22 protein-coding genes are annotated in these 20,966 nt (G+C 33.6%); 15 read left to right on the plus strand and 7 right to left on the minus strand.

The window, feature by feature from the left end; all coding sequences use genetic code 11:
* Positions 1–87 precede the first annotated feature (87 nt).
* Complete coding sequence (locus JQN76_RS04445) at positions 88–978, plus strand: CobW family GTP-binding protein (RefSeq protein WP_000706519.1); 891 nt, start codon at positions 88–90, stop codon at positions 976–978.
* A 146-nt stretch (positions 979–1,124) separates the two neighbouring features.
* Here the strand turns inward: JQN76_RS04445 and JQN76_RS04450 are convergent, their stop codons facing one another.
* From JQN76_RS04450 to JQN76_RS04465, 4 genes are all read right to left on the minus strand, one after another.
* The gene (locus JQN76_RS04450) at positions 1,125–1,955 is read right to left on the minus strand and encodes an alpha/beta hydrolase (RefSeq protein ID WP_000448899.1); all 831 of its coding nucleotides are present in this window, start codon (positions 1,953–1,955) and stop codon (positions 1,125–1,127) included.
* A gap of 19 nt (positions 1,956–1,974) precedes the next feature.
* Positions 1,975–2,985 (minus strand): amidohydrolase family protein, encoded by a 1,011-nt coding sequence (locus tag JQN76_RS04455; protein WP_000836425.1) that lies wholly within the window; start codon positions 2,983–2,985, stop codon positions 1,975–1,977.
* An 86-nt stretch (positions 2,986–3,071) separates the two neighbouring features.
* Positions 3,072–3,776 carry an SDR family NAD(P)-dependent oxidoreductase gene (locus tag JQN76_RS04460; RefSeq protein ID WP_000161829.1) on the minus strand — a complete coding sequence of 235 codons (705 nt, stop codon included), beginning with the start codon at positions 3,774–3,776 and terminating at the stop codon, positions 3,072–3,074.
* Complete coding sequence (locus JQN76_RS04465) at positions 3,769–4,326, minus strand: TetR/AcrR family transcriptional regulator (RefSeq protein WP_001224182.1); 558 nt, start codon at positions 4,324–4,326, stop codon at positions 3,769–3,771. The genes JQN76_RS04460 and JQN76_RS04465 overlap by 8 nt, the downstream gene beginning before the upstream one ends.
* A gap of 131 nt (positions 4,327–4,457) precedes the next feature.
* Here JQN76_RS04465 and JQN76_RS04470 point away from each other — a divergent pair, with 131 nt between their 5' ends.
* Genes JQN76_RS04470 through JQN76_RS04480 form a run of 3 tightly spaced genes read left to right on the plus strand, consistent with a single transcriptional unit; the run spans position 4,458 to position 5,992 of the window.
* Complete coding sequence (locus JQN76_RS04470) at positions 4,458–4,757, plus strand: DUF2316 family protein (RefSeq protein WP_000055859.1); 300 nt, start codon at positions 4,458–4,460, stop codon at positions 4,755–4,757.
* A 19-nt stretch (positions 4,758–4,776) separates the two neighbouring features.
* A complete protein-coding gene (locus tag JQN76_RS04475; RefSeq protein WP_000651837.1) occupies positions 4,777–5,598 on the plus strand; it encodes an NmrA/HSCARG family protein in 822 nt (273 codons plus the stop codon).
* Positions 5,599–5,614: 16 nt separating this feature from the next.
* Entirely contained in the window at positions 5,615–5,992 is a 378-nt protein-coding gene (locus tag JQN76_RS04480; RefSeq protein WP_000616225.1) for a VOC family protein, read from the plus strand.
* Between the two features lie 345 nt (positions 5,993–6,337).
* On the opposite strand, the gene JQN76_RS04485 is transcribed toward JQN76_RS04480, so the two are convergent.
* From JQN76_RS04485 to JQN76_RS04495, 3 genes are all read right to left on the minus strand, one after another.
* Positions 6,338–6,568, minus strand: a complete 231-nt coding sequence (locus tag JQN76_RS04485; protein WP_000697134.1) for a DUF896 domain-containing protein — start codon at positions 6,566–6,568, stop codon at positions 6,338–6,340.
* A gap of 219 nt (positions 6,569–6,787) precedes the next feature.
* A complete protein-coding gene (locus JQN76_RS04490; RefSeq protein ID WP_001795157.1) occupies positions 6,788–7,288 on the minus strand; it encodes a hypothetical protein in 501 nt (166 codons plus the stop codon).
* 197 nt (positions 7,289–7,485) lie between these two features.
* On the minus strand, positions 7,486–8,055 hold the full coding sequence (locus JQN76_RS04495) for a TetR/AcrR family transcriptional regulator (protein WP_001789900.1): 570 nt from the start codon (positions 8,053–8,055) through the stop codon (positions 7,486–7,488).
* 184 nt (positions 8,056–8,239) lie between these two features.
* Between JQN76_RS04495 and JQN76_RS04500 the strand changes: the two genes are divergently transcribed.
* The 11 genes from JQN76_RS04500 to JQN76_RS04550 all read left to right on the plus strand — a co-directional run bounded on the left by JQN76_RS04500 (position 8,240) and on the right by JQN76_RS04550 (position 20,746).
* Positions 8,240–8,338, plus strand: a complete 99-nt coding sequence (locus JQN76_RS04500; RefSeq protein WP_223181132.1) for a hypothetical protein — start codon at positions 8,240–8,242, stop codon at positions 8,336–8,338.
* 126 nt (positions 8,339–8,464) lie between these two features.
* The gene (locus tag JQN76_RS04505) at positions 8,465–9,520 is read left to right on the plus strand and encodes a PTS sugar transporter subunit IIC (RefSeq protein WP_000200684.1); all 1,056 of its coding nucleotides are present in this window, start codon (positions 8,465–8,467) and stop codon (positions 9,518–9,520) included.
* Between the two features lie 607 nt (positions 9,521–10,127).
* Positions 10,128–10,829, plus strand: coding sequence for a lytic transglycosylase IsaA (gene isaA / locus JQN76_RS04510; protein WP_000751267.1), 702 nt, complete (start codon positions 10,128–10,130; stop codon positions 10,827–10,829).
* 275 nt (positions 10,830–11,104) lie between these two features.
* Positions 11,105–11,593 (plus strand): GNAT family N-acetyltransferase, encoded by a 489-nt coding sequence (locus tag JQN76_RS04515; RefSeq protein ID WP_001836831.1) that lies wholly within the window; start codon positions 11,105–11,107, stop codon positions 11,591–11,593.
* Between the two features lie 511 nt (positions 11,594–12,104).
* Entirely contained in the window at positions 12,105–13,916 is a 1,812-nt protein-coding gene (locus JQN76_RS04520) for an acyltransferase family protein (protein WP_000379821.1), read from the plus strand.
* A 360-nt stretch (positions 13,917–14,276) separates the two neighbouring features.
* Complete coding sequence (locus tag JQN76_RS04525; RefSeq protein ID WP_000725233.1) at positions 14,277–15,044, plus strand: CHAP domain-containing protein; 768 nt, start codon at positions 14,277–14,279, stop codon at positions 15,042–15,044.
* A gap of 174 nt (positions 15,045–15,218) precedes the next feature.
* On the plus strand, positions 15,219–15,707 hold the full coding sequence (gene crtO / locus JQN76_RS04530; protein WP_001795496.1) for a glycosyl-4,4'-diaponeurosporenoate acyltransferase: 489 nt from the start codon (positions 15,219–15,221) through the stop codon (positions 15,705–15,707).
* Positions 15,700–17,193: a phytoene desaturase family protein gene (locus JQN76_RS04535; protein ID WP_000160458.1), complete on the plus strand. Its 1,494-nt coding sequence runs from the start codon at positions 15,700–15,702 to the stop codon at positions 17,191–17,193. Before crtO ends, JQN76_RS04535 begins: the two co-directional genes overlap by 8 nt.
* A 5-nt stretch (positions 17,194–17,198) precedes the next feature.
* Entirely contained in the window at positions 17,199–18,326 is a 1,128-nt protein-coding gene (crtQ, locus tag JQN76_RS04540; protein WP_001836830.1) for a 4,4'-diaponeurosporenoate glycosyltransferase, read from the plus strand.
* 36 nt (positions 18,327–18,362) lie between these two features.
* Positions 18,363–19,226 (plus strand): 4,4'-diapophytoene synthase CrtM, encoded by an 864-nt coding sequence (gene crtM / locus JQN76_RS04545; protein ID WP_000178307.1) that lies wholly within the window; start codon positions 18,363–18,365, stop codon positions 19,224–19,226.
* An 11-nt stretch (positions 19,227–19,237) separates the two neighbouring features.
* The gene (locus JQN76_RS04550) at positions 19,238–20,746 is read left to right on the plus strand and encodes a phytoene desaturase family protein (RefSeq protein ID WP_000686168.1); all 1,509 of its coding nucleotides are present in this window, start codon (positions 19,238–19,240) and stop codon (positions 20,744–20,746) included.
* The last annotated feature ends 220 nt before the right edge of the window (positions 20,747–20,966 follow it).

Below are 20,966 nucleotides of genomic sequence, written 5' to 3' on the forward strand. Positions count from 1 at the left end.
CTATAACTGAATATAGAGTCATGTCAGTCAATAGGAGATCTATCTTGGAATATGCTATTCATATGAAGTATAAGAGGAGAGTCGCAGATGAAAATAGTTATTATAGGTGGGTTTTTAGGTGGCGGTAAAACGACTGTCTTAAATCATTTGCTCGCTGAATCATTAAAGGAATCGCTGAAACCAGCAGTCATCATGAATGAATTTGGGAAAATGAGTGTTGATGGTGCCTTAGTATCTGAAGACATACCTTTAAGTGAACTGACAGAGGGGTGTATCTGTTGCGCAATGAAAGCAGATGTATCAGAACAGTTACATCAATTATATTTAAAAGAGCAACCAGACATTGTATTTATTGAATGTAGTGGGATTGCAGAACCAGTCTCTGTCTTAGATGCTTGTTTAACGCCTATTTTAGCTCCGTTTACAACAATTACACATATGATTGGTGTAATAGACGCAAGCATGTATAAACACATTAAATCATTCCCTAAAGACATCCAAGGCTTATTTTATGAGCAATTAGCATATTGTTCTGTCTTATTTGTTAATAAAATAGATTCAGCAGATGTTGAAACAACGAGCAAACTATTGAAAGATTTAGAAGTTATTAACCCAGAGGCCGATATACAAGTCGGTATGCATGGCAGCGTCACTTTGCCAATATCAGTTAGACAAATGACAGCAACTTCTGACAATAAACATAAGTCGTTACATCAAATGATTAATCATCAATTTGTGCAATCACCAGTCAAATGTACTAAAGCAGAGTTTATAAAACGTTTAGCATGCCTTCCGTCTCATATTTATAGGTTGAAAGGGTTTATGACATTTGAAGACACCGCACATACGTATCTCATTCAATTTACACAAGGACAATATGAATTAACACCTGTAGCATTTTCAAAAAAAGTGCCAGAATATTTGGTGCTTATCGGAAAGGGTATTTCAAAAGAAGACTATCAATGTTTGGAACAGTAGTGTTTTCAGTGGAAGAGAATGGTTAACATGCCTTCATGTATAATAACGAGTTGATTTGAACGTTTAAACGTAAACAAAAATAAGCTTGGTCAGCCATCAAATATAATTTGAAAACTGTCCAAGCTGTTTTATTAGAGAACGATAGATTAACCCCACAAATTTAATAATACGTCAGCAAAGCCTTCAGGTTTTTGAATATAACCTAAGTGACCACCTGGAATATCTACAATAGGTATGCCAGTTTCTTTATTTATATAAAAGTTAACATCTTGTGGGAAGGAGCCTCTAGAATCTGTCCCATTTAGTAGGGTGATTTTATCGCTGTATTTTGTGAAATCATCCAAAGTAATATCTGAATGCGTATATTGTCTAATTTCAAATTTTGACCAGAACATCGTACGTTTGTACTGTTCTATACGTCCTTCTTCAGTATCAGCAGGTTGAGACATCATTTTTGCATCAATTGGTGCGATATTTAATGTTTCACCAAATGTTTTCATGCCTTTTTCTAAGCCTTCTGTTAAAATTTGATGCACAATGTCATCATTTTTATCTTTCCAATAAGTACTGTCTGGTAAAAATGTATTAATTGGTGGTTCATGAAATGCAATCTTTTTAACGACTTCAGGGTAATCTTTTAACACATGCATCGCAACGATTGAACCTGAACTTGAACCTAATATATAGACAGGTTCATCACTTAATGACTTTGCAAGTTCGGCAATGTCCTGTGCGTCGCGTTTGACACGATAATCACTGTCAGGGTTAGAAGCGGAATCAGGGATTGGTTCAGTTAACTCGCTTTCTCCATAATCACGACGATCAACGGCTACAACAGTAAAATGGTCTTTTAACTGTTCTGCAAGAGGCAGAAAAATGTCTCCGGTACCGTTTGCACCAGGAATAAAGATGAGCACGGGTCCTTGTCCGACTTGGTGGTATCGTAATTTAGCGCCTTGTAATTCTAAAGTTTCCATATTCAATGACCTCCATTTGTTAATTGTTAGATGATAAACCTAATAATTTAGCACCATTTGTATAACTTATTTTCTCTTTTTCTTCATCTGTTAAACCCAGTTCATCTAAAAATACGCCTAATTTTTCAGGCTCAATATATGGATAATCAGCAGCATAAAGAATTCTATCAATACCTACTTCTTTCTTGACTAAATCAAACTGTGGCTTCGTTAACATGCCACTTGGTGTGATATAAAAATTATTTTTAAAGTAATAGCTTACAGGGTGGTTCAAATGTTCAGCGAATAAAGCTTCATCCATACGTTCTAAGAAGAATGGGATAAACTCACCCCAATGTCCTATAATCATATTTAACTTTGGATAACGATCAAAAATGCCAGATAATACTAGATGTATTGCATGAATTCCGACATCAATGTGCCAACCATAACCAAAACAAGCAAATGTTGCCGCGGTTACTTCAGGATAATTTCCTTTATAGTATGATTGATAAATGTCACTGTTAACTGGCGCGGGATGTAGATAAATTGGTACGCCTAAATTTTCAGCTGTTTTGAAAATAATGTCATATTTGTCTTGATCAAGAAAACCATCTTGTGCACGTCCCATAATGAGCGCACCTTTGAATCCTAAATCATTGATGCAACGTTCGAATTCTCGCGCTGCCGCTTCAGGCTCATTGATAGGTAAAGTTGCAAAGCCTACAAAGCGATTGGGATATTGTGCAATATAGTTTGCCAATTGATCATTTGCTTTTTGGCATAATTCAATGGCTTTCTGACCAACTAAATTTGAAGGAGACCCATTTCCATAAGATAAGACTTGAATTTGAACGTCTTGATTATTCATAAATTGGATACGTTCATCATGATGTGATAATTCGTCGGCATTTGTAAAACCTGTCTTTTTTTCAAGGCCTTCTAACATTACTTTCATCGGTACACCTTTAGGATCTGCTGATATCGCATTCATCGTTTCTTTTTGAATATCTTCAATGACATAATGTTCTTCAAACGTAATACTTTTCATTTAATTCGCCTCCATATTGTATTGCATCTATTGCAGAAGCATTTTTTATATACCTCTAATTTCAATGTTTGTAACATAAAATTGATCTACCAAGGCATCTCTCCATCGCCATTAATAAATGTACCTGTTGGGCCATCTGCACCAATCGTTGCTAATTGAATGATTGGCTTGATTCCTTCAGAAACGTGTTTGGAATTATTACTAAAATCACCAACTAAATCAGTATTTGTAGCGCCTGGATCAGCAGCATTGATTTGCATGTTAGGTAATCCTTTAGCGTATTGTAGCGTTAGCATTGTTACTGCCGATTTAGACGAACAATAAGCTAATGAATTCACTTTAGATTCAGCTGTTTCGGGGTTTGTAACCATTCCAAATGAACCTAAACCACTTGATACGTTGACGACAACAGGTTGTTCAGATTTTTCTAAGAGAGGGACGAATGTATTCATCATTCGTACGATACCGAATACATTCGTTTGATATACTTCTTCAACGTCACGAGGTGTCAATTTGGAAGGTGCTGAAAATTGACCAGATATACCTGCATTGTTAATGAGGATATCAAGACGGCCTTCTTTTTCAGCAATCATGTTATAAGCATTTTTGACTGAGTAGTCACTTGTAACATCTAACTGTACATAATGAACACCTAATTTTTGTGATGCTTGTTGTCCTCTTACATCATTCCGAGAACCTATATAAACTTTGTAACCCAATGCTTTAAGTGCCTCTGCACTTGCATAGCCTAACCCTTTATTGCCTCCTGTGATTAACACAATTTTAGTCATTACGTTCCACCTCATCTAAATAAATGTTTAATAAATAATTTCTGTACGCTTCAATTGAAATATGGCGATGCTCTATTTGGAAGGCAAATACACTAGTTGATAATGATTGCAACAGCATATCTGTTTTGAACTTCGTGTAAGTGTCGTCATCGCTTTTAAATAAGTCATAATAAAAATCAAATAATTCTTGATAAAATGCGCTTTGGTAAAAACGTAATTTATTGTTGCCTGCTTCAATACATTGCAGTAGTGCCTTATTATCGATTTTAAATTGTAAAAGATAATCTAACGACACTTGCATAACCTCATAATTAGAATGATAGTCATCTTTAATTTGCTTAAAATGAGTGATAAAAATATCAAGGTCTCTTTGTATGACGTAGTAGCATAAATCGCTTTTATCTTTGAAATGTCGATACAATGTCCCCATACCGATACCTAGTTCCTTAGCAATACGATTCATACTAATGTTTTCAACGCCTTCTTCATCAAAAAGTTTGTGCGCTATTTCTTCAATTCGTTGCCTATTCTCTATGGCGTCCTTTCGCATTGTTCCACCTACTTATAGTTCTCTAAAATTGACAAACGGATAACTCTCCGTTTATTATAAAACGTGTTAAGAAAGTTAGCAATGAATTTGCAAAGTGCTGTAAATATTTAAAAAAGAAAAGAGTGTTGCATATGTCTTTAAATAAAGAGCAAAGACGCATTACGTGCGAAGAGTTGCAAGCACATTTCGAAGCATCAACTTTATCGGTTCAAATGATTGCAGAAAAGCTGAATGTCACTACAGAAGATGTGGAAAAAGTATTAGCTATGACAGCGCCACTAGGCATTTTTAGTCATCAATTACAACGATTTATTCATTTAGTATGGGATGTCAGAGATGTAATAAACGACAATATTAAAGGAAATGGACAAACACCAGAACCATATACGTATTTAAAAGGTGAAAAAGAGGACTATTGGTTTTTAAGATAAAAAGAGGAGTGGATCTAAAATGAAAGATATTTTAGTAATAGGCGCAACAGGGAAGCAAGGTAATGCAGTTGTAAAACAGTTGTTAGAGGATGGATGGTATGTAAGTGCATTAACTAGAAATAAGAATAATCGTAAACTTTCAGACATAGGACATCCGCATTTATCAATCGTTGAAGGTGATCTGAGTGATAATGTTAGTTTGCAATCAGCGATGAAAGGGAAGTATGGCTTATACAGTATTCAGCCAATCGTTAAAGATGATGTTAGCGAAGAATTAAGACAAGGTATGAAGATAATTGAAATAGCTGAGCAAGAAAATATTCAACATATTGTGTATAGTACTGCGGGAGGGGTTAATCGAAATCGAACTGGCCCACACTTTGAAGTACTAGCAAAAATAGAAAATAGATTAATGGAATCTAATATAAATGCAACAGTTATCAAACCATCATTCTTTATGGATAATTTTTTACGCATTGCTAAAGTCGAAGATGAACGTATTACATTACCAGAATTTATTAATCCGAATATAAAATTCACAATGATTTCTTCTATTGATATAGCTAAAATTGCATCGTATATTTTTGCACATCCACAAAGCTTTACGCATCAATCAATAGAGATTGGTTCCGATGAAGTTACATTAAGTGAAGCAGCAACAATTTTTAGTGAAGTGACAGGTAAATCTACTGTTATAGAAGGAGAATTTGTTAGTGGTGTTGCAGAAAAGCAATGGTTGGAAGAAAAAGGTTATGAAGTAGACTTTGAATTAATGGCTGAAATAAATCCAACAAGATTATCATTAAGTGATTGGCTTAAAGTCCAAAACTATAATAAGTAATGAATGGGGTGCAATCATGATTCAATCAATGTGGTTTAATTTGCATGTGCAAGATTTAGAAAAGAGCGCACAGTTTTATAAAGCGTTAGGATTTAAAATAAATAGAAACCCACAAATGTTAGATAAAATGGTCGGTATTCAAATAGGTCAAACAACCGTAATTTTAATAGAAAACAAGCATTTTCAAAATGTAAGTCAGCAAAGCCTTAATACTGAACCAAATGAAGTGATGATTTCTCTAGGTGTGAACACAAATGAAGAAGTTGACCAGTTGGTGAATAAAGTGAAAGAAGCGGGTGGCGCAGTCGTTCAAGAACCAACAGTAAGCCAAGGGTTTTATGGTGCAATGTTCAAAGATCTTGATGGACACCATTTTAATTTTTTAGTCTGCTAAAATGAAATTCTCAAAAGAATAAATAAAAAGCCCATACAGAGATGAAGTTTAATGTGGGAGTGGGACAGAAATGATATTTTCGCAAAATTTATTTCGTCGTCCCACCCCAACTTGCATTGCCTGTAGAATTTCTTTTCGAAATTCTCTGTGTTGGGGCCCCTGACTAGAATTGAAAAAAGCTTGTTACAAGCGCATTTTCGTTCAGTCAACTACTGCCAATATAACTTCGTAGAGCATAGAACATTGATTTATGTCCCAGCCTGGACACATTAGTGTCTTCAATCAGTATGGGCTTTGTTTATGAGGTCAGTTGGCACCTTAAGTGCAATACCTCTTGAGCAAATATTAATTTTGAATATAACCGTATTGTTGGCGAAGATCATAAACTTTATCTGGTGTGACATCCTGACCGATTGGATCAACCACTTTTATTGTGGAAAATGTTGTTAATACTTGTCCTCGGATCATGCTTAAGTAGTCTTGACGCAATGCATGTTGTTCTTGTTTTTCAGCTACAGTAAGTGGTTGTACTTTTTCTTTATTTGCAAGTTCATTAATTCTATCTAAAATTTTCATATTGTCATATCCTCCTTAGAATCAAGTGTTGATATATTTTGAGATTATTTTTATATGGTAATTTATCAACACATTAAGTAATGTTTTTAGTTTCTCGGTCTTTTGACCAGCAGATTTTTGGAATTAAAATAAGGGATTTGAGACACGATTTTACTAGTAGTACGATGGCAAAGTGATGTTATTGAAGTGTCGTTTGATATACATGTCTGCAATGTTGTTTTATAAGACAGGATGACGTAACTGAGCAAAGAAATGAGCATTGTCGAATGACATCGTGTGTCTTATTAAAATTGCAATGGGCATAGCATAGGTATATTCACAGTCGATTTTCTTGATTTCTACATTATCATAATACGTAGTGTAAAAGTTATACGACAGTCGATAGTCGATTCGCTTTTTACCACGAGCAATTATTATGTGTTGCTTCAACGTCGACTTTAATTTATTTGTAATGTATGTCACTACACCCAGACTACTCTGATTAATATTTAATATATTATGCGTGCGTTCAAACCCCTGAGGTTCATCTGTCTCGCTCACGTCAATCCCTCCTATCTTAGTATTTAAACAACGCATATCAACTATGCAACATATGTTGTTTAGACATACTATACTACTATGTCGTACGTTTGCCAATAAACACGCACATATCATTTGTTGCCTAAACAACATATTGCCTGAAGTGTTGTTTAAGTACGCAAAAACAAAAATGCTTGTCACTAAAATCTATATGTTTTAATGACAAACTTATTTTCATTCAGTTAACGACTGCTAATATGACATTGTAGAGTATAGGACGTTGATTTATGTCCTAGACACGGCTAATCAATCGTAATACGTTAAATTTTATTGTGTGTACAAGTATGAACCTAAGTCACATAGTGATTTCAAGATGCATGACTAAATACCAAGTTTTATTAAAAATGTGCTATATGATGAATTAAAAATGGAAGGTTGCGATCGATAAACACATCGGCTGTCTCTTGACTCGTGTTAAACCAATGTAATGCTAAGCCTGAGATACCAGCTGCTAAAAAACTCGCACTATTTACAATGATATCGCGTTGATGCTCCGGATAGCTGTTTTCTAACATAATCGCAAAAATATCTTCTAATTCATTATTAATACGTTGATGTGCTTTGTTGCAAAATGCTTCACTATTTAATTCGCAAGACTTTGCAGCATCTTTGATATAACTCGCAATTGAAATGAAAATATTACGCAGCACCTTTTCATTAATGACATTAGAAATGCTCAAGTTATCATTCAAGTCTTTTAAAATGGTTACAGACAATGTGTAGTCTAGGAGGTCTTCTTTATCAGTGAAATGAGCATAAAATGTTGCACGATTTAGCGTAGCAATATCAGTGATATCTTTAACTGTAATTTGAGATAATTTCTTTTCTCTAGAAATTTTAAGAAAAGCATCGACAAGCAATTGTTTGGTTCTAACGATTCTTGGATCTATAGATTTACTTTCCATCATTTGTTCACTACCTAACATCTGTTGTTTTAACACTTATTATCAGTATCTTCTATTGTATTGTCAATTGTGTTGATGATATGTAAGTGCTGATACGCTCCTAACAAATAATGTACCTTTTTGGTAAGCATTTGAATGTCTTTCTTCTATTATATTAATGGATTTTAAAAATGAAGATAAAATAAAAGTGTATTGTAACAATATGTTTGAAAAATTGCCAATTTCTTTATCTAAAAATTCAGAATTTTGTGATATACTATTTTTCATAGTCTTGAGTTATAGATGATACTGCTAGCCTAAATATAACAACATCGGCATGCACATCTTAGAATTTAAGCTAGTGGCAGCTTATAACTTAAGGCTTTTTATTATTTGCATAAAGATGTATATACATAAATGGAAGGATGATATTATGACATCAATTAAAACAATTACACCCAAAGATTTTATATTTAGAGTTTTATCAGGTGTCGCCATAGGTATTGTTGCGGGTTTAGTTCCTAATGCGATACTTGGAGAAATTTTTAAATACTTTATGGATTATCATCCGATTTTTAAAACGTTATTAGGCGTTGTCGTTGCAATTCAATTTACAGTACCTGCTTTGATTGGTGCATTGGTTGCAATGAAATTTGACCTATCGCCATTAGCAATTGCTGTTGTGGCAAGTGCAGCATATGTAGGAAGCGGTGCAGCGCAGTTTAAAAATGGTGCTTGGATGATTACGGGTATTGGTGATTTAATTAATACAATGATTACAGCAGCGATTGCAGTGTTATTCATTTTACTTATTCAACATCGCGTAGGTAGTATGGCATTGATTGTATTCCCAACAGTTGTTGGCGGTATTTCAGGTGCAATTGGTGTTTTAATATTGCCGTATACGAAAATGATTACAACAGCCATCGGTAATATGGTTAATGGTTTTACAGAATTACAACCGATTGTCATGAGTATTTTGATTTCAATGGTATTTAGTCTTATTATTATTTCGCCACTATCAACTGTGGCCATTGCCTTTGCGATAGGTATTACAGGTTTAGCAGCTGGATCAGCGTCAATTGGTATCTCCGCGACTGAAGCAGTATTGATAATTGGTACAAGTAAAGTGAATCGTTTAGGGGTGCCGTTATCCGTCTTCTTTGGAGGCGTTAAAATGATGATACCTAATATGGTGAAATATCCAATTCTTATGTTACCAATATTAACGACAGCCATTGTATCAGGTTTGGTATCAGCATTAGTAGGTATTCATGGAACGAAAGAGTCAGCTGGATTTGGTTTTATAGGAATGGTAGGACCGATTAATGCATTTAAATTTATGGAGGTTGATTCTGCTTGGTTGAGTGTCTTACTAATTGTAGTAGCGTTCTTTGTTGTACCATTTGTAACAGCTTGGCTTGCAGATATCATTTATCGTAAAGTGTTTCGTTTATATACTAATGATATTTTTAAATTCATGGGATAATAACAGTATGTTTTTTGAAAATATGAGACCAAAAATTATTTAATGTTATTGTGAATTGCGAGAATGAAGTTGAACAATATAATTGAGCTGCAGTTTATTTGCGCTAATAAAAGATAAGACAATTCACAAAAGATGTGTGTTTTAAAACTTTGAATATACAACAATAATAGCAATCAATACATGTGTAGAAACATATTTGTTGATTGCTTTTTAATTGCGTTTAATGTACGAAAATAAGAGAAGTTACATGTCAGATATATTACAGCTATGTAACAAAAATACAATCTGTAATATTACGAAAGCTGTAATAGTTGAGCTAAATATAGTAAAAATCTTATGTGTTAAAGACTATTTCAAGGGTTGATTGGATTCTAAAGGGCACATATTTCACATTACAGTATAAAACAGCCATATTTCAACATTACAAATAACACTTGATATTGTAATGTTTTGTAAAGAAAGTGTAATTTACTGGCTGGTTTTTTGTGATATAGTGAGTACCGTTGAAAGAAATAAAAGACAATTTAAACTTGCACTACGACATTCAAATTCAAAATATAATTACTAAAAACATAAACTTACAATTATTACTGGAGGATTTTTTACTATGAAAAAGACAATTATGGCATCATCATTAGCAGTGGCATTAGGTGTAACAGGTTACGCAGCAGGTACAGGACATCAAGCACACGCTGCTGAAGTAAACGTTGATCAAGCACACTTAGTTGACTTAGCGCATAATCACCAAGATCAATTAAATGCAGCTCCAATCAAAGATGGTGCATATGACATCCACTTTGTAAAAGATGGTTTCCAATATAACTTCACTTCAAATGGTACTACATGGTCATGGAGCTATGAAGCAGCTAATGGTCAAACTGCTGGTTTCTCAAACGTTGCAGGTGCAGACTACACTACTTCATACAACCAAGGTTCAAATGTACAATCAGTAAGCTACAATGCACAATCAAGTAACTCAAACGTTGAAGCTGTTTCAGCTCCAACTTACCATAACTACAGCACTTCAACTACTTCAAGTTCAGTGAGATTAAGCAATGGTAATACTGCAGGTGCTACTGGTTCATCAGCAGCTCAAATCATGGCTCAACGTACTGGTGTTTCAGCTTCTACATGGGCTGCAATCATCGCTCGTGAATCAAATGGTCAAGTAAATGCTTACAACCCATCAGGTGCTTCAGGTTTATTCCAAACTATGCCAGGTTGGGGTCCAACAAACACTGTTGACCAACAAATCAACGCAGCTGTTAAAGCATACAAAGCACAAGGTTTAGGTGCTTGGGGATTCTAATTCCTTCATAATAAATAAAAGTAATGTTTAGACATTAAATATATAGCTCTTCCCATAGAAATTGGGGAGAGTTTTTTTATTAATTAAAAATACATTTTTTAAAAAGTGGATATTGAAGTTAGGGAAATTTATTGGACTTTATTGTATTACTGCTAAAATACTTGTCTTTATTAAGTGCCAAGTGGAATGAAACTTCATTTGAGGCTGTACTGAGTACACTAGATACAAACTAAACGCACATTTTATAATTAAATTAAATGAAAAAGGAGATAAAAATGGCTATAAACATAATTGAATATAATATGTCTTATAAGGAAGAGCTAATCGAGTTTATTTTATCGATTCAAAAAAATGAATTTAATATAAAAATTGATAGAGATGATCAACCTGATTTGGAGAACATCGAACATAACTATTTGAATAATGGAGGGCAATTTTGGCTTGCAATAAACAATCATCAAAATATTGTTGGTACTATAGGTTTGATTAGACTAGATAATAATATGTCTGCACTTAAAAAAATGTTTGTTGATAAAGGTTATAGGAATTTAAAAATAGGTAAAAAACTTTTAGATAAAGTTATAATGACATGTAAAGAACAAAATATCGATGGTATTTATTTAGGAACAATTGATAAATTTATTAGTGCACAGTATTTTTATTCTAATAATGGCTTCCGTGAAATTAAGCGAGGAGATTTACCAAGTAGTTTTCCTAAATTAGATGTAGATAATAGGTTTTATTACAGAAATTTAAAAGATTAATTCGATGCAATAATAATTGATATGACAATCTTAGTAATATTCATTTTAAAAGTGACACATAGCGTTTAAATATAAAGTCTGACGAGATATATCGTTTGGTTTACATTAGAGGATAGGCTGCATTTCGCTTTTTTTTCAATACATGTTAATTTATTCATTATATAAATTTTGAAAAAGTATATTCGAATAGCATATCTTAATGATTCTGTTACAGTAAGATGCATAAAATATAAAACGAACCTTTTTTTGTAAAAATATAATGAAAATAACAGTTATTTTGCTAAAAATTCAAGAATCTATGATAATCTATGTTATGTAGTAAAATCGACAAATTTATATGTGGTTTGCAGTAATGAAATCAACTGTAATAATTGTTTTCTACTTAATAAAAAATTTAAAACTATCTTAATTAAGGGTTAAATCAATTAATGAAAATCAGTGCAATATTTTATTTTCAAAAATATTGTGATATGCTACAAAATAGAGAAAAATAAATGGGGCGTTTATTAACATGGATACAAAAGACTTTAAACGTTTAGAAAAAATGTATTCCCCGCGATACTTACCTGGATTAGATGGATTGAGGGCATTCGCAGTTATAGGAATCATTATTTATCACTTGAATGCACAATGGTTAAGTGGGGGCTTTTTAGGAGTAGATACATTCTTCGTTATTTCAGGTTATTTAATAACAAGTTTGTTGATAAGTGAGTATTATCGGACGCAAAAAATCGATTTGCTAGAGTTTTGGAAGCGACGATTGAAACGACTCATTCCGGCAGTGTTATTTTTAATCTGTGTCGTGCTTACGTTCACACTGATATTTAAACCGGAATTGATTATACAAATGAAACGAGATGCTATTGCAGCTATATTCTATGTTTCAAACTGGTGGTACATTTCACAGAATGTAGATTATTTTAACCAATTTGCTATTGAACCACTCAAACATTTATGGTCTTTAGCCATTGAAGAACAATTTTACTTGCTTTTCCCATTGGTTATCACGTTCTTATTACATAGATTTAAACCGAGAAATATTATTCAAACGCTATTTATTGTATCGTTGATTTCTTTAGGACTTATGATAGTGATTCATTTCATCACTGGAGATAATTCACGTGTGTATTTTGGGACAGATACACGACTGCAAACTTTATTGCTTGGTTGTATATTAGCATTTATTTGGCCTCCGTTTGCTTTGAAAAAAGATATTTCTAAAAAGATTGTCGTATCATTAGATATTATAGGGATATCTGGTTTTGCGGTTCTAATGACTTTGTTCTTTATAGTTGGAGACCAAGATCAATGGATCTATAATGGAGGATTTTACATTATATCATTTGCAACTTTATTCATTATTGCAATTGCGGTACATCCTTCTAGTTTATTTGCTAAATTTTTAAGTATGAAACCTTTACTAATTATAGGTAAACGATCATATAGCTTATACTTATGGCATTATCCTATCATTGTTTTTGTGAACAGTTATTACGTACAAGGACAAATACCGGTATACGTTTATATTATAGAAATTTTGTTAACAGCGTTAATGGCTGAAATTTCGTATCGCTTTATTGAAACACCTATACGTAAAAAAGGATTTAAAGCTTTTGCATTTTTACCTAAAAAGAAGGGGCAATTTGCTAGAACAGTGTTAGTTATCCTATTATTGGTTCCGTCTATCGTTGTGCTCAGTGGACAGTTTGATGCACTTGGCAAACAACATGAAGCCGAGAAGAAAGAGAAGAAGACGGAATTTAAAACAACGAAGAAAAAAGTCGTTAAAAAAGATAAGCAAGAGGATAAGCAGACAGCGAATAGCAAAGAGGATATTAAAAAGTCATCACCACTATTAATTGGTGACTCGGTCATGGTGGATATTGGTAATGTCTTTACTAAGAAAATACCAAATGCACAAATTGATGGTAAAGTTGGACGGCAACTCGTTGATGCTACACCAATTGTGAAATCGCAATATAAAGACTATGCTAAAAAAGGTCAAAAAGTTGTAGTAGAGCTTGGTACAAATGGGGCATTTACGAAAGATCAATTAAATGAACTATTGGATAGTTTTGGAAAAGCAGACATATATTTAGTTTCTATTAGAGTACCTAGAGATTATGAAGGTAGAATAAATAAATTAATTTATGAGGCAGCTGAAAAGCGCTCTAATGTACATCTAGTCGATTGGTATAAAGCTTCTGCAGGTCATCCGGAATACTTTGCATATGACGGTATTCACTTAGAATATGCAGGTAGTAAAGCGCTGACTGATTTGATTGTAAAAACGATGGAAACACATGCTACAAATAAGAAATAATTTGATGCACTAAACTTTTGAAATATTACATTACTTCTGATATTTATTATCAAAAATGATGTATTTCATTAAAAGTTTAGTGCTTTTTTATTTTCAAATCCCATAGTAACGGTGCAGAAAAAGTGTTGTAAACATTCTAATTGGTATATTACATTCAATGAAGCTTTATTAGGAACAGATTACATTATGATAACAAAGCCCGCAAGACACCTAATCTCTGTTATAGTTTGTTTTGTCGCAAAACTATAAAAGTTATAATTGTTTGCATACTAAAAAAATAAAAAATATAAAATTTAAAATAATTGAGTCGCTAATGACTATATGTATAGAGTGTTTTGATTATTGGGAGGATATTTAATTATGAAAAAAATCGTTACAGCTACAATCGCTACAGCAGGACTTGCCACTATCGCATTTGCAGGACATGATGCACAAGCCGTAGAACAAAATAACAATGGATATAATTCTAATGACGCTCAATCATACAGCTATACGTATACAATTGATGCACAAGGTAATTATCATTACACTTGGACAGGAAATTGGAATCCAAGTCAATTAACGCAAAACAACACATACTACTACAACAACTACAATACTTATAGTTATAACAATGCATCTTACAATAACTACTATAATCATTCATATCAATACAATAACTATACAAACAATAGTCAAACAGCAACAAATAACTATTATACTGGTGGTTCAGGTGCAAGTTATAGCACAACAAGTAATAATGTTCATGTGACTACAACTGCAGCGCCATCTTCAAATGGTCGTTCAATTTCTAATGGTTATGCATCAGGAAGTAACTTATATACTTCAGGACAATGTACTTATTATGTATTTGATCGTGTTGGTGGGAAAATTGGTTCAACATGGGGTAACGCAAGTAATTGGGCTAACGCAGCTGCATCATCTGGCTATACAGTGAACAATACACCAAAAGTTGGTGCTATCATGCAAACAACACAAGGCTATTACGGTCATGTTGCTTACGTTGAAGGCGTTAACAGCAACGGTTCTGTTCGTGTTTCAGAAATGAACTATGGACATGGTGCTGGTGTGGTTACGTCTCGTACAATTTCAGCAAACCAAGCAGGTTCATATAATTTCATTCATTAATCAAATGTAAATCAAATGACGTCAATATTCTCTAACATGAGAGTATTGGCGTTTTTGTTTTATATAAATATAAATGAGAGCGGTTTATTCACTGATCTTTAGGGAACTAAGTAATAAAGTGATAATTTATACTATGTCAGTATGATTGAGAGTGATTCAATTTAGATGAAAACCATGAAAAAATATATTAAAACAGCATTTTTTTGTAGTATGTATTGGTTAATTGTTCAACTAAATATAGCAAATTTAGGTACAAGAATTCCTGATAAGTATTTTCGTCAGAAGTACATAATATTTAAATCATTTAACTTTGAGAAGCATGGAAAATTTTGGAACAAATGGTTTTACGTAAGAAAATGGAAACATAAGATTTTAGATGGTCATCAGCTTAATCAAAATATATATGATCAGCGTCATTTAATGACAATCAATACTGATGAAATTGAAAAAATGATTATAGAGACAAAGAGGGCAGAGTTGATTCATTGGATATCGATACTTCCAGTCATCATATTCAATAAAGGCCCTCGTTTAGTAAAGTATATAAATATTTTCTATGCAATGATAGCTAATGTTCCAATCATTATTGTGCAACGCTATAATCGACCGAGATTAACGCAGTTACTACGCATATTAAAACGAAGAGGTGAACGTCATGACTAAACATATCATCGTTATTGGTGGTGGCTTAGGTGGGATTTCTGCAGCAATTCGAATGGCACAAAGTGGCTATTCGGTCTCATTATATGAACAAAATAATCATATAGGAGGCAAAGTGAATCGTCATGAATCAGATGGCTTTGGCTTTGATTTAGGTCCATCTATTTTAACGATGCCTTATATTTTTGAAAAATTATTCGAATATAGCAAGAAGCAAATGTCAGACTACGTTACAATCAAGCGTTTACCACATCAATGGCGTAGCTTTTTTCCAGATGGCACGACTATCGATTTGTATGAAGGTATTAAAGAAACAGGTCAGCATAATGCGATATTGTCGAAACAGGATATAGAGGAACTGCAAAATTATTTGAATTATACAAGACGAATCGATCGTATTACTGAAAAAGGGTATTTTAACTATGGTTTAGATACACTATCTCAAATTATTAAATTTCATGGGCCATTAAATGCTCTTATTAATTATGATTATGTACATACTATGCAACAGGCCATAGACAAGCGTATCTCGAATCCATACTTGCGACAAATGTTAGGCTATTTTATCAAATATGTAGGTTCTTCATCATACGATGCGCCAGCTGTATTATCTATGTTATTCCATATGCAACAAGAGCAAGGCCTTTGGTATGTAGAAGGTGGAATCCATCATTTAGCCAATGCCTTGGAAAAGCTAGCGCGTGAAGAAGGTGTCACAATTCATACAGGTGCACGTGTGGACAATATTAAAACATATCAAAGACGTGTGACGGGTGTCAGATTAGATACAGGTGAGTTTGTAAAGGCAGATTATATTATTTCAAATATGGAAGTCATACCTACTTATAAATATTTACTTCACCTTGATACTCAACGATTAAACAAATTAGAGCGGGAATTTGAGCCAGCAAGCTCAGGATATGTGATGCATTTAGGTGTTGCTTGCCAATACCCGCAATTAGCACATCATAATTTCTTTTTTACGGAAAATGCTTATCTCAATTATCAACAAGTTTTTCATGAAAAGGTATTGCCAGATGATCCGACCATTTATCTAGTAAATACGAATAAAACTGATCACACACAAGCGCCAGTAGGTTATGAAAATATCAAAGTCTTACCACATATTCCATATATTCAAGATCAGCCTTTTACCACTGAAGATTATGCGAAGTTTAGGGATAAAATTTTGGATAAATTAGAAAAAATGGGACTTACTGATTTAAGAAAACACATTATTTATGAAGATGTTTGGACACCGGAGGATATTGAAAAAAATTATCGTTCTAATCGTGGTGCAATATATGGTGTTGTAGCAGATAAAAAGAAAAACAAAGGATTTAAATTTCCTAAAGAAAGTCAGTATTTTGAAAACTTGTACTTTGTAGGTGGATCAGTAAATCCTGGTGGTGGCATGCCAATGGTTACATTAAGTGGGCAACAAGTCGCAGACAAAATAAACGCGCGAGAAGCGAAGAATAGGAAGTGATATCTATGAAATGGTTATCACGAATATTAACAGTAATAGTGACCATGTCTATGGCGTGTGGTGCATTGATATTTAATCGTAGACATCAGCTAAAGGCGAAAACGCTGAACTTCAATCATAAAGCATTAACAATTATTATTCCGGCTAGAAACGAAGAAAAAAGAATAGGTCATTTACTACATTTGATAATACAACAGCAAGTTCCAGTAGATGTCATTGTTATGAATGACGGATCGACAGATGAAACAGCACGTGTAGCACGTTCATATGGTGCGACTGTAGTAGATGTTGTTGATGATACTGACGGCAAATGGTATGGGAAATCACATGCTTGTTATCAAGGTGTGACGCATGCATGTACGAATCGCATTGCCTTTGTAGATGCTGATGTAACTTTCTTAAGGAAAGATGCTGTTGAAACGTTGATTAATCAGTATCAATTACAAGGTGAAAAAGGATTGTTAAGCGTACAGCCTTATCATATAACAAAGCGTTTCTACGAAGGGTTTTCAGCGATATTTAATTTAATGACAGTCGTTGGTATGAATGTATTTTCTACCTTAGACGACGGTCGGACTAACCAGCATGCATTTGGACCGGTGACATTAACAAATAAAGAAGATTATTATGCAACTGGAGGTCATAAAAGTGCAAACCGTCATATTATTGAAGGATTTGCTTTAGGAAGTGCATATACTTCACAATCATTGCCCGTAACAGTTTATGAAGGGTGTCCATTTGTTGCATTTCGCATGTATCAAGAAGGATTTCAGTCATTACAAGAAGGATGGACAAAGCATTTGTCAACTGGGGCAGGTGGCACAAAGCCTAAGATCATGACAGCAATTGTGTTGTGGTTGTTTGGTTCTATAGCGAGTATTTTAGGGCTATGTCTTAGTTTAAAATATCGCCAAATGTCTGTAAGAAAAATGGTAGCACTTTACTTGAGCTATACTACACAATTTATTTATCTGCATCGAAGGGTCGGCCAATTTTCTAATTTATTAATGGTATGTCATCCATTGTTATTTATGTTTTTTACTAAAATTTTCATCCAATCTTGGAAACAAACGCATCGTTATGGTGTAGTTGAATGGAAAGGTCGTCAATATTCTATATCTAAAGAACAATAAATCAAGGTAATGGCATTTCAATATAGGAGGACTAGTATGACAATGATGGATATGAATTTTAAATATTGTCATAAAATCATGAAGAAACATTCAAAAAGCTTTTCTTACGCTTTTGACTTGTTACCAGAAGATCAAAGAAAAGCGGTTTGGGCAATTTATGCTGTGTGTCGTAAAATTGATGACAGTATAGATGTTTATGGCGATATTCAATTTTTAAATCAAATAAAAGAAGATATACAATCTATTGAAAAATACCCATATGAACATCATCACTTTCAAAGTGATCGTAGAATCATGATGGCGCTTCAGCATGTTGCACAACATAAAAATATCGCCTTTCAATCTTTTTATAATCTCATTGATACTGTATATAAAGATCAACATTTTACAATGTTTGAAACGGACGCTGAATTATTCGGATATTGTTATGGTGTTGCTGGTACAGTAGGTGAAGTATTGACGCCGATTTTAAGTGATCATGAAACACATCAGACATACGATGTCGCAAGAAGACTTGGTGAATCGTTGCAATTGATTAATATATTAAGAGATGTCGGTGAAGATTTTGACAATGAACGGATATATTTTAGTAAGCAACGATTAAAGCAATATGAAGTTGATATTGCTGAAGTGTACCAAAATGGTGTTAATAATCATTATATTGACTTATGGGAATATTATGCAGCTATCGCAGAAAAAGATTTTCAAGATGTTATGGATCAAATCAAAGTATTTAGTATTGAAGCACAACCAATCATAGAATTAGCAGCACGTATATATATTGAAATACTGGACGAAGTGAGACAGGCTAACTATACATTACATGAACGTGTTTTTGTGGATAAGCGGAAAAAGGCAAAGTTGTTTCATGAAATAAATAGTAAATATCATAGAATATAGGTGGTTGAATAATGAAGATTGCAGTAATTGGTGCAGGTGTCACAGGATTAGCAGCGGCAGCCCGTATTGCTTCTCAAGGTCATGAAGTGACGATATTTGAAAAAAATAATAATGTAGGCGGGCGTATGAATCAATTAAAGAAAGACGGCTTTACATTTGATATGGGTCCCACAATTGTCATGATGCCAGATGTTTATAAAGATGTTTTTACAGCGTGTGGTAAAAATTATGAAGATTATATTGAATTGAGACAATTACGTTATATTTACGATGTGTATTTTGACCACGATGATCGTATAACGGTGCCTACAGATTTAGCTGAATTACAGCAAATGCTAGAAAGTATAGAACCTGGTTCAACGCATGGTTTTATGTCCTTTTTAACGGATGTTTATAAAAAATATGAAATTGCACGTCGCTATTTCTTAGAAAGAACGTATCGCAAACCGAGTGACTTTTATAATATGACGTCACTTGTGCAAGGTGCTAAGTTAAAAACGTTAAATCATGCAGATCAGCTAATTGAACATTATATTGATAACGAAAAGATACAAAAGCTTTTAGCGTTTCAAACGTTATACATAGGAATTGATCCAAAACGAGGCCCGTCACTATATTCAATTATTCCTATGATTGAAATGATGTTTGGTGTGCATTTTATTAAAGGCGGTATGTATGGCATGGCTCAAGGGCTAGCGCAATTAAATAAAGACTTAGGCGTTAATATTGAACTAAATGCTGAAATTGAGCAAATTATTATTGATCCTAAATTCAAACGGGCCGATGCGATAAAAGTGAATGGTGACATAAGAAAATTTGATAAAATTTTATGTACGGCTGATTTCCCTAGTGTTGCGGAATCATTAATGCCAGATTTTGCACCTATTAAAAAGTATCCACCACATAAAATTGCAGACTTAGATTACTCTTGTTCAGCATTTTTAATGTATATCGGTATAGATATTGATGTGACAGATCAAGTGAGACTTCATAATGTTATTTTTTCAGATGACTTTAGAGGCAATATTGAAGAAATATTTGAGGGACGTTTATCATATGATCCTTCTATTTATGTGTATGTACCAGCGGTCGCTGATAAATCACTTGCGCCAGAAGGCAAAACTGGTATTTATGTGCTAATGCCGACGCCGGAACTTAAAACAGGTAGCGGAATCGATTGGTCAGATGAAGCTTTGACGCAACAAATAAAGGAAATTATTTATCGTAAATTAGCAACGATTGAAGTATTTGAAGATATAAAATCGCATATTGTTTCAGAAACAATCTTTACGCCAAATGATTTTGAGCAAACGTATCATGCGAAATTTGGTTCGGCATTCGGTTTAATGCCAACCTTAGCGCAAAGTAATTATTATCGTCCACAAAATGTATCGCGAGATTATAAAGATTTATATTTTGCAGGTGCAAGTACGCATCCAGGTGCAGGCGTTCCTATTGTCTTAACGAGTGCGAAAATAACTGTAGATGAAATGATTAAAGATATTGAGCGGGGCGTATAAGGGAGTAGTCTAAGAGAAAGATGTGAGAAAAGTATAAGGGGAACGTAAAAGGCATAGTGAAATAAGTATGTGCTTAAGAAGTTTTATTTAACAATGAATGACGCCTGTTAAGGTTCACGTTTGAATACGTACCTTGATGGGCGTTATACTTTATATAAGCATATCTAACTGGTTGCGCATGCGGATATGCATGACAGTTAAATTATAACGATTGAGTGCA

Origin of the sequence: Staphylococcus sp. SM3655 (assembly GCF_016917315.1) — a bacterium.
GTDB classification, from domain to species: Bacteria; Bacillota; Bacilli; order Staphylococcales; family Staphylococcaceae; genus Staphylococcus; species Staphylococcus aureus.

Coding starts and splice junctions, on each gene's coding strand:
- JQN76_RS04495 (WP_001789900.1), bottom strand. CDS start 8,055: ATGATGGAAAGTAAATCTATAGATCCAAGAATCGTTAGAACCAAACAA.
- crtQ (WP_001836830.1), top strand. CDS start 17,199: ATGAAATGGTTATCACGAATATTAACAGTAATAGTGACCATGTCTATG.
- JQN76_RS04475 (WP_000651837.1), top strand. CDS start 4,777: ATGAAAGATATTTTAGTAATAGGCGCAACAGGGAAGCAAGGTAATGCA.
- JQN76_RS04525 (WP_000725233.1), top strand. CDS start 14,277: ATGAAAAAAATCGTTACAGCTACAATCGCTACAGCAGGACTTGCCACT.
- JQN76_RS04505 (WP_000200684.1), top strand. CDS start 8,465: ATGACATCAATTAAAACAATTACACCCAAAGATTTTATATTTAGAGTT.
- JQN76_RS04485 (WP_000697134.1), bottom strand. CDS start 6,568: ATGAAAATTTTAGATAGAATTAATGAACTTGCAAATAAAGAAAAAGTA.
- JQN76_RS04455 (WP_000836425.1), bottom strand. CDS start 2,985: ATGAAAAGTATTACGTTTGAAGAACATTATGTCATTGAAGATATTCAA.
- crtO (WP_001795496.1), top strand. CDS start 15,219: ATGAAAAAATATATTAAAACAGCATTTTTTTGTAGTATGTATTGGTTA.
- JQN76_RS04535 (WP_000160458.1), top strand. CDS start 15,700: ATGACTAAACATATCATCGTTATTGGTGGTGGCTTAGGTGGGATTTCT.
- JQN76_RS04520 (WP_000379821.1), top strand. CDS start 12,105: ATGGATACAAAAGACTTTAAACGTTTAGAAAAAATGTATTCCCCGCGA.
- JQN76_RS04550 (WP_000686168.1), top strand. CDS start 19,238: ATGAAGATTGCAGTAATTGGTGCAGGTGTCACAGGATTAGCAGCGGCA.
- crtM (WP_000178307.1), top strand. CDS start 18,363: ATGACAATGATGGATATGAATTTTAAATATTGTCATAAAATCATGAAG.
- JQN76_RS04515 (WP_001836831.1), top strand. CDS start 11,105: ATGGCTATAAACATAATTGAATATAATATGTCTTATAAGGAAGAGCTA.
- JQN76_RS04450 (WP_000448899.1), bottom strand. CDS start 1,955: ATGGAAACTTTAGAATTACAAGGCGCTAAATTACGATACCACCAAGTC.
- JQN76_RS04470 (WP_000055859.1), top strand. CDS start 4,458: ATGTCTTTAAATAAAGAGCAAAGACGCATTACGTGCGAAGAGTTGCAA.
- JQN76_RS04460 (WP_000161829.1), bottom strand. CDS start 3,776: ATGACTAAAATTGTGTTAATCACAGGAGGCAATAAAGGGTTAGGCTAT.
- isaA (WP_000751267.1), top strand. CDS start 10,128: ATGAAAAAGACAATTATGGCATCATCATTAGCAGTGGCATTAGGTGTA.
- JQN76_RS04465 (WP_001224182.1), bottom strand. CDS start 4,326: ATGCGAAAGGACGCCATAGAGAATAGGCAACGAATTGAAGAAATAGCG.
- JQN76_RS04445 (WP_000706519.1), top strand. CDS start 88: ATGAAAATAGTTATTATAGGTGGGTTTTTAGGTGGCGGTAAAACGACT.
- JQN76_RS04480 (WP_000616225.1), top strand. CDS start 5,615: ATGATTCAATCAATGTGGTTTAATTTGCATGTGCAAGATTTAGAAAAG.